This is a genomic window from Serratia marcescens subsp. marcescens ATCC 13880 (genome assembly GCF_017299535.1).
In the GTDB taxonomy this organism is placed as follows: Bacteria; Pseudomonadota; Gammaproteobacteria; order Enterobacterales; family Enterobacteriaceae; genus Serratia; species Serratia marcescens.
The window spans coordinates 470,210-482,580 of sequence record NZ_CP071238.1 but is presented as its reverse complement, the minus strand read 5'-3'; the positions used below and the strand labels follow the sequence as shown (position 1 = coordinate 482,580).

Below are 12,371 nucleotides of genomic sequence, written 5' to 3'. Positions count from 1 at the left end.
CATCGGCATGACGAGGTTTTTATTATGATGGAGTTATCTAGACATCCGACCACTTACCCCACCCGCTATCAGCAGATCGCCGCGCAGCTGGAACAGGAGCTGCGCACGCAGTACCGCTGCGGCGACTACCTGCCTTCGGAACAGCAGCTGGCCGAGCGTTATCAGGTCAATCGCCACACCCTGCGCCGCGCGGTGGATCAGCTGGTAGAACGCGGCTGGCTGCAGCGCCGCCACGGCGTCGGCATTCTGGTGTTGATGCGGCCTTACGACTACCCGCTGCACGCCAATACCCGCTTCAGCCAGAACCTGTTCGAACAGGGCAGCCATCCCACCAGTGAGCGCTTACTCGCTGTCTTGCGCCCGTGCAATGGGCATGTCGCCAGCGCACTCTCGCGTGAAGAAGGCGAAATGGTGATCCACCTGCGCACCCTGCGCCGCGTCAACGGCGTGCCGATGAGCGTGATCGACCATTATCTGCCCGATCTGGACTGGTGGCCGGCGCTGCAGCAGTTCCACAGCGGTTCGCTGCACCAGTTTATCGAACAGCACCTGCAGCAGCCGCTGACCCGCCGCCAGACGCGCATCAGCGCGCGCCGCGCGCAGGCCAAAGAGAGCCGGCTGCTGGAGATCGCCACCCACGCGCCGCTGCTGTGCGTGCGCACCCTTAACGTCCGCAGCGGCGGCGAAGACGTGGCGGAATACTCCGTCAGCCTGGCCCGCGCCGACATGATTGAACTGACGATGGAGCACTGAATGCAAGCCTTAGAGTCGAGACAACGCTGGATGTCGGTGCTGGCGCACAGCCGGCCCGAGCAGCTGCGCAGCCACTGGCAGGCGCTGAACCTCAGCCCGGGTTACCGCAGCATCCGCGCGCCGGAGATCGGCCTGGCCCAGCTGCAGGGGCGCATGGGCGCCACCGGCCGCCGCTTCGTATTGGGGGACATGACGGTCACCCGCGCGGTGGTGCAGCTGGACAACGGCGGCTACGGCTACAGCTATATCGCCGGGCGCGACAAGGCGCACGCCGAGCTGTGCGCGCTGGCCGATGCGCTGCTGCAACAGCCGGAACACGGCGAACGCCTGCAACAACAGCTGATCGCGCCGCTGGCCGCGCTGCAGCACGAGCAGCGCCAGCTGCGCGCCCGGGCGATCGCCGCCAGCCGGGTGGACTTCTTTACGCTGGTGCGAGGGGATTAAGCCATGAGTTTATTGACCGGTTTTGAACAACCGATAGACCAATCGCAGCACGCTTTTCGTTTGATTCTTAAAGCCTTGAGCGAACCGGGCCATCGGGTGACGCTGCCGTCCGGCCCGGCCTGGGCGCCGCTGAACGCCGCCAGCACCGCCGCGCTGCTGACGCTGGCCGATCAGGAAACGCCGCTGCAGCTGTGCGCTGCGCTCAAAAGTGAGCAAGTGCTAACCAACATTCGTTTTCACAGCGGCGCGCCGCTGGCCGCCACGGCGCAGGAGGTCTGTTTTGCCCTGTTCGATGAGCAGCTGCAGGCCGCCGATCTGCAGGCCTTACCGCACGGCACGGAAATCTCGCCGGAATGCGGCGCCACGGTGGTGGTGCAGCTTGCTGAGCTGGAGAACGGCGCCGCGCTGCGCCTGACCGGCCCCGGCATCGAGAATCATCGCCTGATTGCGCCGCGCCTGCCGCCGGCGCTGCTGGATTATCTCGTCAACCGCCCGCAGCGCTTCCCGCTCGGGCTGGATATCTTGCTGACCTGCGGCGATCGCCTGCTGGCGATCCCGCGGACCACCCGCGTGGAGGTGTGCTGATGTACGTAGCGGTAAAAGGGGGCGAAAAAGCCATTGAGGCCGCCCATCAGCTGCAGGAACAGCTGCGGCGCGGCGACGAGGCGCTGCCGGCGATCGGCGCGGAACAAATCGAACAGCAGCTGGGGCTGGCGGTGGATCGGGTGATGACCGAAGGCGGCATCTACGATCGCGAGCTGGCGGCGCTGGCCATCAAACAGGCCAGCGGCGATCTGGTGGAGGCGATCTTCCTGCTGCGCGCCTATCGCACCACCCTGCCGCGCCTGGTGGTCAGCGAGCCGCTGGCCAGCGAAAACATGCGGCTGGAGCGGCGCATCTCGGCGGTTTACAAGGACTTGCCCGGCGGGCAGGTGCTGGGGCCGACCTATGACTACACCCACCGGCTGCTGGATTTCGCGCTGCTGGCGGAAGGCGAGGCGCCGCGCGCGCCGCAGGCCGACGAACCGCTGCCGGACAACTGCGGCCACGTGTTCGATCTGCTGTGCCGCCAACAGCTGGCGCGGGAGGAACAGGACGACGGCAGCGCGCCGGACGACATCACCCGCAACCCGCCGGTTTACCCCTGCTCGCGCTCGGGGCGCCTGCAGCAGCTGGTGCGCGGCGACGAAGGTTTTCTGCTGGCGCTCGGCTACGCCACCCAGCGCGGCTACGGCCGCAACCACCCGTTCGCCGGCGAGATCCGCACCGGTCACGTTTCGGTGGAGATCGTGCCTGAAGAGCTCGGTTTCGCCATCGATATCGGCGAAATCCTGCTGACCGAGTGCGAAATGGTCAACGGCTTCGTCGATCCAAAGGACCATCCGCCGCACTTCACCCGCGGTTACGGGCTAGTGTTCGGCCGCGCCGAACGCAAGGCGATGGCGATGGCGTTGGTGGATCGCGCATTGCAGAGCCCGGACTACGGCGAAGGCGTCGCCGGCCCTGCGCAGGACGAAGAGTTCGTGCTGGCCCACGCCGATAACGTCGAGGCCGCCGGCTTCGTCTCCCACCTCAAGCTGCCGCACTACGTCGACTTCCAGGCCGAACTGGAACTGCTCAAGCGGCTGCGGCAGGAATACAGCGAGCGTCAGGAGGCCCGCGATGAGTGAAGTATTGACCGGCTATAACCTCGGTTATCTGGACGAGCAGACCAAGCGCATGATCCGCCGCGCGATCCTGAAGGCGGTGGCGATCCCCGGCTATCAGGTGCCGTTCGGCGGCCGCGAGATGCCGATGCCCTACGGCTGGGGCACCGGCGGCATTCAGCTCACCGCCAGCGTCATCGGCCGCACCGACGTGCTGAAGGTGATCGACCAGGGGGCCGACGACACCACCAACGCGGTGTCGATCCGCCGCTTCTTCCAGCGCGTCGCCGGGGTGGCCACCACCGAACGCACGCCGGAGGCCTCGCTGATCCAGACCCGTCACCGCATTCCGGAAACCGCGCTGCGCGAAGACCAGATCCTGATCTATCAGGTGCCGATCCCGGAGCCGCTGCGCTTTATCGAACCGCGCGAAACCGAGACCCGCAAGATGCACGCGCTGGAGGAGTACGGCGTGATGCAGGTGAAGCTGTATGAAGACATCGCGCGCTACGGCCATATCGCCACCACCTATGCCTACCCGGTGAAGGTCAACGATCGCTACGTGATGGATCCGTCGCCGATCCCGAAATTCGACAACCCGAAAATGCACATGATGCCGGCGCTGCAGCTGTTCGGCGCCGGGCGCGAGAAACGCATCTACGCCCTGCCGCCGTTCACCAAGGTGGAGAGCCTGGACTTCGACGACCATCCGTTCAGCGTGCAGCAGTGGGACGAACCCTGCGCGCTGTGCGGCTCGCGCCACAGCTACCTGGACGAGGTGGTGCTCGACGATCGGGGCAACCGCATGTTCGTCTGTTCGGACACCGACTACTGCCGGCAGCAGCTGGCGCAATCTTCGCAAGAGGCGCAGCACTGATGACTTCCACCCCTTTGAGCACCACCCCGCTGCTGTCGGTGAACCGGCTCACCCACCTGTACGCCCCCGGCAAGGGCTTCAGCGACGTGTCGTTCGACATCTACCCCGGTGAAGTGCTGGGCATCGTCGGCGAATCCGGCTCCGGCAAAACCACGCTGCTGAAGTCGATCTCGGCGCGGCTGGCGCCGCAACGCGGGCAGATCCTTTACCGCCCGCAGGCGGACCAGGAACACGATCTGTACGCCATGGCGGAGAGCGATCGCCGCCGCCTGCTGCGCACCGACTGGGGCGTGGTGCACCAGCACCCGCTCGACGGGCTGCGGCCGCAGGTCTCCGCCGGCGGCAACATCGGCGAGCGGCTGATGGCCATCGGCCAGCGCCACTATGGCGACATTCGCCGCCAGGCCGGTCAGTGGCTGGAAGACGTCGAAATCCCGCTGTCGCGCCTCGACGATCTGCCGACCACCTTCTCCGGCGGCATGCAGCAACGGCTGCAGATCGCCCGCAATCTGGTCACCCACCCCAGGCTGGTGTTTATGGATGAGCCGACCGGCGGGCTGGACGTGTCGGTGCAGGCGCGCCTGCTCGATCTGCTGCGCAATCTGGTGGTGGAGATGCAGCTGGCGGCGGTGATCGTCACTCACGATCTCGGCGTGGCGCGGCTGCTGGCCCACCGCCTGCTGGTGATGAAACAGGGCGAAGTGGTGGAGAGCGGCCTGACCGATCGGGTGCTCGACGATCCGCACCATCCTTACACCCAGCTGCTGGTTTCTTCGGTGCTGTCGTAACCCAAGGCGATAACAGATGACTATGCAAATCCGAGTTGAACATCTCAGTAAAACCTTTGTGCTGCATCAGCAGTACGGCACCCGGCTGCCGGTGCTGCACGACGCCAACCTGACGGTCCACGGCGGCGAATGCGTGGTGCTGCACGGCCACTCCGGCAGCGGCAAATCCACCCTGCTGCGCTCGCTGTACGCCAACTACCTGCCGGACAGCGGCCATATCTGGATCAACCACCAGGGCGACTGGCTGGACATGGTCAGCGCCGACGCGCGCCAAATTCTGGCGGTGCGCCGCCATACGCTGGGCTGGGTCAGCCAGTTCCTGCGGGTGATCCCGCGCATCAGCGCGCTGGAGGTGGTGATGCAGCCGCTGCTGGAACAGGGCGTCGAGCGCGCCGAGTGCCGCGAACGCGCCGAAGCGCTGCTCGCTGCGCTCAACGTGCCGCAGCGCCTGTGGCCGCTGGCGCCGTCCACCTTCTCCGGCGGCGAGCAGCAGCGGGTGAACATCGCGCGCGGCTTTATCGTCGATTACCCGATCCTGTTGCTGGACGAACCGACCGCTTCGCTCGACAGCCGCAACAGCGCGGCGGTGGTGCAGCTTATCGAACGCGCCAAGGCGCGCGGCGCGGCGATCGTCGGCATTTTCCATGATGAAGGCGTCCGCCGACAGGTCGCCGACCGGCTTTATGACATGCAGGCGCCGCAGGCGCTGGAGGCCCTCTGATGATCGTCAATAACGTTAAGCTGGTGCTGGATGACCAGGTGGTGCAAGGCTCGCTGGAGATGCAGGACGGCGTGATCCGCAGCTTCGCCGACGGCCCGAGCCGGCTGCCGCAGGCGCTGGACGGCGACGGCGGCTGGCTGCTGCCGGGGCTGATCGAGCTGCATACCGACAACCTGGATAAGTTCTTTACCCCGCGCCCGAACGTCGACTGGCCGGCCCATTCAGCGATGAGCAGCCACGACGCGCTGATGGTGGCCAACGGCATCACCACGGTGCTGGACGCGGTGGCGATCGGCGACGTGCGCGACGGCGGCCACCGGCTGGAAAACCTGCAGAAGATGATCGACGCGGTGATCCACAGCCAGCGCGCCGGGGTGAACCGCGCCGAGCACCGGCTGCACCTGCGCTGCGAGCTGCCGCACGAGAGCACGCTGCCGCTGTTCGAACAGCTGATGGACAAGCCGGGCGTGTCGCTGGTGTCGCTGATGGACCACTCGCCGGGCCAGCGCCAGTTCGCCTCGCGCGAAAAGTACCGCGAATATTATCAGGGCAAATACCACCTCAACGATCAGCAGATGAGCGAGTACGAGGCGCAGCAGGTCGCCCTGTCCGCCCGCTGGGCCGCGCCGAACCGCGAGGCGATCGCCGCCCACTGCCGCGCGCGCCGCATCTCGCTGGCCAGCCATGACGACGCCACCGCCGCGCACGTGGCCGAATCCTGCGCGCTGGGCAGCGCCATCGCCGAGTTCCCCACCACCGAGGCGGCCGCCCGCGCTTCGCACCAGCAGGGCCTGCAGGTGCTGATGGGCGCGCCGAACATCGTGCGCGGCGGCTCCCATTCCGGCAACGTGGCGGCGCACCACCTGGCGGCGCTGGGGGTGCTGGATATTCTCTCTTCCGATTATTACCCGGCCAGCCTGCTGGACGCAGCGTTTCGCCTCGCGGCGGACGAGCGCAACGCCTACGATCTGCCCCAGGCGGTGCGCATGATCACCCGCAACCCGGCGCGGGCGCTGGATCTGCAGGATCGCGGCGCCATCGCCGAAGGATTGCGGGCGGATCTGGTGCTGGCGCGGCCGCACGGCGAGCACGTTTACGTGCAGAACGTGTGGCGTCAGGGCAGGCAGGTGTTCTGATGGCGCGGCTCATCTATCTGATGGGGCCTTCCGGCGCAGGCAAGGACAGCCTGCTGGCCGCGCTGCGGGCCGACGCCGACCGCGCGCCGCTGGTGGCGCACCGTTACATCACCCGGCCGGCGGACGCCGGCTGCGAGAATCACATCGCGCTGAGCGAACCCGAATTTCTGCGCCGCCGCGCCAAGGGGCTGTTCGCGCTCGACTGGCAGGCCCACCAGCAGCGCTACGCGTTCGGGATCGAGGTGGATCTTTGGCTGCTGCAGGGGATCGATGTGGCGGTCAACGGTTCGCGCGCCCACCTGCCGCAGGCGCAGCAGCGCTACGGTGCGCAGCTGCTGCCGGTATGCCTGCAGGTCAACGCCGCGATCCTGCGCCGGCGCCTGCAGGATCGGGGGCGGGAAAGCGCCGAACAGATCGAGCAGCGGCTGGCGCGGGCGGCGGAATATCAGCAGAGTCTGCCCGCCGGCTGCCGGGTGCTGCACAACGACGGCCCACTCGACGATACCCTGGCGGCGCTGCTGGCGCTGCTGCCTACCGCCACCCGACAAGCTCAGGATGCGACGCCATGAACGACTTTGCCCAGCCGAAAATCGGCGACAACGTGACCCTTAACCACACCCGGCTTGGCCAATATGTGCACCTGGCCGACGATGCGATCCTGGAAGAGGTGGAGATGGGGGACTACTCCTACACCGCCGGGCACAACCAGATCTTTTACGCCACTATCGGCAAGTTCGTCTCCATCGCCTCCTATGCGCGCATCAATCCCGGCAACCACCCGACCTACCAGCGTATCGCGCAGCATCACTTCACCTACCGCGCTTCCGAATACGGCCTGGGGGAAGACGACGCGGCGTTCTTCGACTGGCGGCGCGAGCACCACGTCACCGTCGGCCACGACGTGTGGATCGGCCATAACGCCATCCTGATGCCGGGCGTCAGCGTCGGCAACGGCGCGGTGATCGGCAGCGCGGCGGTGGTTACCAAGGACGTGGAGCCTTACAGCATCGTTGCCGGCGTGGCGGCCAAAAAGATCGGCATGCGCTTTGACGATGCGCTGATCGAGCGTATCGAACGCAGCCAGTGGTGGCACTGGGATCACGCCACGCTGCAGGCGCGGCTGGCGGATTTTCGCGACACCAACCGCTTTGCGCAGAAGTACCTTTAACGGAGGGGGAACGATGCAACTGACCTTTCTCGGCACCGGCGGCGCGCAGCAGGTGCCGGTGTTCGGCTGCGACTGCCCGATCTGCCAACGGGCGCGGCGCGAGCCGGCATTTCGGCGGCGAGCGTGCAGCGCCATGCTTAACTATCAGGGGGAAACGACCTTATTGGATGCGGGATTGCCGGCTTTGGAGCGGCGATTTTCGGCGGGGCAAATTCAACGTTTTTTACTGACACATTACCACATGGATCACGTTCAGGGGTTATTTCCTTTGCGTTGGGGGTGCGGAAATTCCATTCCGGTGTATGGTCCGCCGGATGAACAGGGCTGCGACGACCTGTTCAAACACCCCGGCATTCTGGCGTTTCAGCCGCCGTTGGCCCCCTTCGCCACCGTCGAGCTGGGCGGCATGCGCATCACCCCGCTGCCGCTGCAACACTCCAAACTGACCCACGGCTACCTGATCCAGGCGGCGGGCGCTTCACTGGCCTACCTGACCGACACCGTCGGCCTGCCGCCGGCCACCGCCGACTATCTGCAGAAGGTGGCGCTGGATCTGCTGGTGCTCGACTGCAGCCTGCCGCCTCAGCCGCAGGCGCCGCGCAACCACAACGACCTGACCCGCGCGCAGGAGACGCAGCGGTTACTGCAGCCCAAACGCACGCTGCTGACGCACATCAGCCATCATCTCGATCGGTGGCTGCTGGACAATGAACTGCCCGCCGGCCTGGAGCTGGCGTTCGATCACCTCAGCGTCAGTCTCGGTAACAATGCAGCCGATCCGATTCCAGCACCCTGACCCCTTCGCCCGGCGTGAACGCCTGCTGCAGCAGCGTTTGCGCCACATCTTTGGCGGCGACCGCCCGCCATTTGCCGGGCAACAGCCTGAACAGCGGCAGCGTGAGGCGCTCCGTCAGGCGCGGCGCCGGGCGATCCCCCACCAGCATGGAAGGCCGCACCAGCGTCAGGCGCGGCCAGCGCTGTTCGCGCAGCGCCTGCTCCATCTCGCCTTTGGTGCGGTTATACAGGAAAGTGGAATCCGCGTTGGCGCCCAACGCGCTCACCACCAGACAGTGCTGCGCCCCCAACCGGCGGCCGGTCAGCGCGCTCTCCACCACCAGTTGGTAATCGACGTAGCGGAAGGCATCGGCGCTGCCCGCCGCCCGGCGGGTGGTGCCCAGGCAGCAGAACACCAGATCGACCGGCTGCTGCAGGCCGCTCAGCAGTTCGAACAGCGCATCGCCGACCGGATTGGTCAGCTTGCCGTGCGGCGGCAGCGGCGTGCGCGTCGGCGCCACAATGGCCGTAATCTGCGGATCGCTTTGCAACAGCTGCAACAATTCGCGCCCCACCAGCCCGGTTGCGCCGACTAACAGTGCTCGCGCCATGCGATCTCCCGTTGTAATCAATACGTCGACTTAAAGTATAGACCGCGCCCAGTGCAGCTTCTTGCCGAAACCAAGGGTGTTGTCGGTCATCTTCACCTCGTGCAGATCCAGCCGCCATACCGAGGCCTTCATCGCCCTGGCGATCGGGAAGCGCTTGCAGTAACGCGCGCGCGCCGCCTCGGCCTCTTCGCCGCTCAGCAGCACCGCCTCGGCGCGGTATTGCACGCCGCGGATCAGCGCGATGCTTTTCGGCTTCGGCGCGATGGTGCCGACCACCCGGCCGTTGTTCAGCATCAGCCCACCGTGGCGGGTGTGCGGTTCGGTCATCAGCCACAGCGCCATCGTCGCGGCGTCGAACACGTAAAAACAGTTGGCGCACCACATGTCGAGGCCGTCGCCGGCGCACAGCGTCAAGACGTGTTGCTTGCCGATGAAATCCGCAATCTGCTGCCGTTGTTCTGGGGTATTCAAGGTTACTCGCCTCCCTGTTCACTCACTTCATCTTACCCTGCGTTGTTGAAGCGAGTCACAAATAACGATAATCATCAAAAAACAAAATTGAATATAAAAACACAATAAATGCATTTTTATTAACTTAATCCCGAAGCGGATTTATAACATAAAAAATACAAGACGGATTTATTTGATCGTTATGCAACCGGTTAATCGAGCGATTTTATTGTTCTCATCCTGACGACACGCAAATTTAGCGCACACGTCCGGCACCGATTAGCAATTTATTTACATACCCAGTTGACTCCCTGAACACGGTTTATGCAATTCACTGCATAACTTATGAATAGTTATTTATCAAAACCGGCATTTATGTGACTTTAATCACGATTTTTAGCCCACCTTGCGTTAAAATAGCGCCATCTTTTCACTCAGCAAGGTGGATTAGAAAATGGAAAACAATAACCGAAAAATGGCGCACATCAGGCGCACAACCCATATTATGATGATGGCTCATCGCAGCTGCTTTAGTTTCGCATTCTTCAACTACAGATAACCCTCTCCCCTCGCTCTTACGCCGTTGATAAGAGTGTCATTGCGTTTTATTTATTCTCCGCACCCCGGTGATAATATCTCGTTCTCGCTAACCGGGAAGGACACGCAATTCATTTTTAATTTCGGCCAAGCGCACCCAAGCTAAATAAAACAGTGAACACGGTTAATGCCTTTTGGCATCACTGGGTTCTCGCACACCTTTATTTTCGTGAAGGCGTTAGCGGCAAATGGAATTATTTGCCGGCGGACTGCCTTTGCCTGAAGAATGAGAAAAATGAAAAAATTAAAAATTGCCGCCAACACCCAAACCCTCGGCTGCTTTGAAACTGAACGCGACATCGTCGATGTGCATCACAGCGATTTCAATGACGTCGCCGCCATCGTGCTGTCGGTGGAGGACGTCGCGCAAGGCATGGTGGCGCGCATCGAAGAACACGGCCTGAACATTCCGCTGTTCGTCGCCGTCTGCTGCGAAGAAGAGCTGGATAACGCCGTCTTGCCGGCGCTGCACGGTGTGTTTGAACTGTGCGGCAAGAATACCCAGTTCTACGGCAAACAGCTGGAGGCCGCCGCCGCCAAATATGAGAGCGAACTGCTGCCGCCGTTCTTCAACACGCTGACGCAATACGTAGAAATGGGCAACGCCACTTTCGCCTGCCCCGGCCACCAGGGCGGCGAGTTCTTCCGCAAACATCCGGCGGGCCGCCAGTTCTTCGACTTCTACGGCGAAACGCTTTTCCGCTCCGACATGTGCAACGCCGACGTCAAACTGGGCGATCTGTTGATCCACGAAGGCGCGCCTTGCGCTGCACAGCAGCACGCCGCCAAGGTGTTCAACGCCGACAAGACCTACTTCGTGCTCAACGGCACCTCGGCCTCGAACAAGGTGGCGACCAATGCCCTGCTGACGCGCGGCGATCTGGTGCTGTTCGACCGCAACAACCATAAATCCAACCACCACGGCGCGTTGATCCAGGCCGGCGCCACGCCGGTTTATCTGGAAACCGCGCGCAACCCGTTCGGCTTTATCGGCGGCATCGACGCGCACTGCTTCGACGAACGCTACCTGCGCCAACAGATCCGCGAAGTGGCGCCGGAACGCGCCAACGAAGCCCGCCCGTTCCGCCTGGCGATCATCCAGCTCGGCACCTACGACGGCACCATCTACAACGCCCGCCAGGTGGTCGACAAGATTGGCCACCTGTGCGATTACATCCTGTTCGACTCCGCCTGGGTGGGCTATGAGCAGTTCATTCCGATGATGAAAGACTGCTCGCCGCTGCTGCTGGAGCTGAACGAGAACGATCCCGGCATCATCGTCACCCAGTCGGTGCACAAGCAGCAGGCCGGCTTCTCGCAAACCTCGCAGATCCACAAAAAAGACAAGCATATCAAGGGGCAGAGCCGCTACTGCAACCACAAGCGCTTCAACAACGCCTTTATGCTGCACGCCTCCACCAGCCCGTTCTATCCGCTGTTCGCCGCGCTGGACGTCAACGCCAAGATGCACGAGGGCAAGAGCGGCCAGCGCCTGTGGCAAGAGTGCGTGCGCGTGGGCATCGAAGCGCGCAAAATGCTGCTGGATACCTGCACGATGATCAAACCGTTCGTGCCGGATCAGATCGACGGCAAGCCGTGGCAGGCCTATGACACCGCAGCGATGGCCAACGATCTGCGCTTCTTCAACTTCGTGCCCGGCGAGAAGTGGCACGCCTTTGAGGGCTATGCCGAGTCGCAGTACTTCGTCGATCCATGCAAGCTGCTGCTCACCACGCCGGGCATCGATACCGCCACCGGCAGCTACAGCGAGTTCGGCATCCCGGCGACCATTCTGGCCAACTACCTGCGCGAAAACGGCATCGTGCCGGAAAAATGCGATCTCAACTCGATCCTGTTCCTGCTGACGCCGGCGGAAGACATCGCCAAGATGCAGCACCTGGTGGCCCTGATCGCCCGCTTCGAGAAGCACATCGAGCAAAACTCCCTGCTCAGCGAGGTGCTGCCTGCGGTCTATAAAAACCACCAGCAGCGCTACAAAAACTACACCATCCGCCAGTTGTGCCAGGAAATGCACGATCTTTACGTCAGCTATGACGTTAAAGAACTGCAAAAAGAGATGTTCCGCAAAAGTTATTTCCCGCGCGTGGTAATGAATCCGCAGGACGCCAATACCGAGTTCGTGCGCGGCAATGTGGAATTGGTGTCGCTGGCCAAGGCCGAGGGCCGCATCGCCGCCGAAGGCGCCCTGCCTTACCCGCCTGGCGTGCTGTGCGTGGTTCCCGGTGAAATTTGGGGCGGCGCCGCGCAGCGTTATTTCCTGGCACTGGAAGAAGGCATCAATTTATTGCCGGGGTTCGCGCCGGAATTGCAGGGCGTTTATATCCAACAGGATGAGGACGGCTGGAACCGCGCTTACGGCTACGTCATGAAAAATTAATCACCTTA

The 12,371-nt window shown here is 63.4% G+C and carries 15 protein-coding genes; 13 read left to right on the top strand and 2 right to left on the bottom strand.

Annotated elements, in window-relative coordinates; genetic code table 11:
- Window positions 1-24: 24 nt before the first annotated feature.
- From phnF to phnP, 11 genes are read left to right on the top strand one after another with little or no spacing between them, the layout of a single operon-like run.
- Entirely contained in the window at window positions 25-753 is a 729-nt protein-coding gene (gene phnF / locus J0F90_RS02275; protein ID WP_015376439.1) for a phosphonate metabolism transcriptional regulator PhnF, read from the top strand.
- Window positions 754-1,197 (top strand): phosphonate C-P lyase system protein PhnG, encoded by a 444-nt coding sequence (phnG, locus tag J0F90_RS02270; RefSeq protein ID WP_019453314.1) that lies wholly within the window; start codon window positions 754-756, stop codon window positions 1,195-1,197.
- Between the two features lie 3 nt (window positions 1,198-1,200).
- Window positions 1,201-1,782 carry a phosphonate C-P lyase system protein PhnH gene (phnH, locus tag J0F90_RS02265; RefSeq protein ID WP_033638884.1) on the top strand — a complete coding sequence of 194 codons (582 nt, stop codon included), beginning with the start codon at window positions 1,201-1,203 and terminating at the stop codon, window positions 1,780-1,782.
- Entirely contained in the window at window positions 1,782-2,867 is a 1,086-nt protein-coding gene (locus J0F90_RS02260; protein ID WP_033638885.1) for a carbon-phosphorus lyase complex subunit, read from the top strand. The genes phnH and J0F90_RS02260 overlap by 1 nt, the downstream gene beginning before the upstream one ends.
- Window positions 2,860-3,720 carry an alpha-D-ribose 1-methylphosphonate 5-phosphate C-P-lyase PhnJ gene (locus J0F90_RS02255; RefSeq protein ID WP_033638886.1) on the top strand — a complete coding sequence of 287 codons (861 nt, stop codon included), beginning with the start codon at window positions 2,860-2,862 and terminating at the stop codon, window positions 3,718-3,720. The genes J0F90_RS02260 and J0F90_RS02255 overlap by 8 nt, the downstream gene beginning before the upstream one ends.
- Window positions 3,720-4,508, top strand: a complete 789-nt coding sequence (gene phnK, locus J0F90_RS02250; protein ID WP_015376435.1) for a phosphonate C-P lyase system protein PhnK — start codon at window positions 3,720-3,722, stop codon at window positions 4,506-4,508. Before J0F90_RS02255 ends, phnK begins: the two co-directional genes overlap by 1 nt.
- Window positions 4,509-4,524: 16 nt before the next feature.
- Entirely contained in the window at window positions 4,525-5,229 is a 705-nt protein-coding gene (gene phnL / locus J0F90_RS02245; protein WP_019453319.1) for a phosphonate C-P lyase system protein PhnL, read from the top strand.
- Window positions 5,229-6,365, top strand: coding sequence for an alpha-D-ribose 1-methylphosphonate 5-triphosphate diphosphatase (gene phnM / locus J0F90_RS02240; protein WP_033638888.1), 1,137 nt, complete (start codon window positions 5,229-5,231; stop codon window positions 6,363-6,365). Before phnL ends, phnM begins: the two co-directional genes overlap by 1 nt.
- Window positions 6,365-6,934: a ribose 1,5-bisphosphokinase gene (phnN, locus tag J0F90_RS02235; RefSeq protein ID WP_016929305.1), complete on the top strand. Its 570-nt coding sequence runs from the start codon at window positions 6,365-6,367 to the stop codon at window positions 6,932-6,934. Before phnM ends, phnN begins: the two co-directional genes overlap by 1 nt.
- The gene (locus tag J0F90_RS02230) at window positions 6,931-7,533 is read left to right on the top strand and encodes a DapH/DapD/GlmU-related protein (RefSeq protein WP_033638889.1); all 603 of its coding nucleotides are present in this window, start codon (window positions 6,931-6,933) and stop codon (window positions 7,531-7,533) included. Before phnN ends, J0F90_RS02230 begins: the two co-directional genes overlap by 4 nt.
- Before the next feature lie 13 nt (window positions 7,534-7,546).
- Window positions 7,547-8,329 (top strand): phosphonate metabolism protein PhnP, encoded by a 783-nt coding sequence (gene phnP / locus J0F90_RS02225; RefSeq protein WP_033638890.1) that lies wholly within the window; start codon window positions 7,547-7,549, stop codon window positions 8,327-8,329.
- Here the strand turns inward: phnP and J0F90_RS02220 are convergent.
- Both J0F90_RS02220 and J0F90_RS02215 read right to left on the bottom strand, forming a co-directional pair.
- Window positions 8,286-8,918, bottom strand: coding sequence for an NAD(P)H-binding protein (locus tag J0F90_RS02220; RefSeq protein WP_033638891.1), 633 nt, complete (start codon window positions 8,916-8,918; stop codon window positions 8,286-8,288). The two genes, phnP and J0F90_RS02220, sit on opposite strands and share 44 nt — an antisense overlap.
- A gap of 30 nt (window positions 8,919-8,948) precedes the next feature.
- Window positions 8,949-9,389, bottom strand: coding sequence for a YhbP family protein (locus J0F90_RS02215; RefSeq protein ID WP_015376428.1), 441 nt, complete (start codon window positions 9,387-9,389; stop codon window positions 8,949-8,951).
- A gap of 433 nt (window positions 9,390-9,822) precedes the next feature.
- Between J0F90_RS02215 and speFL the strand changes: the two genes are divergently transcribed.
- Both speFL and speF read left to right on the top strand, forming a co-directional pair.
- A complete protein-coding gene (speFL, locus tag J0F90_RS02210) occupies window positions 9,823-9,927 on the top strand; it encodes a leader peptide SpeFL (RefSeq protein ID WP_004933443.1) in 105 nt (34 codons plus the stop codon).
- Between the two features lie 273 nt (window positions 9,928-10,200).
- Complete coding sequence (gene speF / locus J0F90_RS02205; protein WP_016929309.1) at window positions 10,201-12,363, top strand: ornithine decarboxylase SpeF; 2,163 nt, start codon at window positions 10,201-10,203, stop codon at window positions 12,361-12,363.
- The last annotated feature ends 8 nt before the right edge of the window (window positions 12,364-12,371 follow it).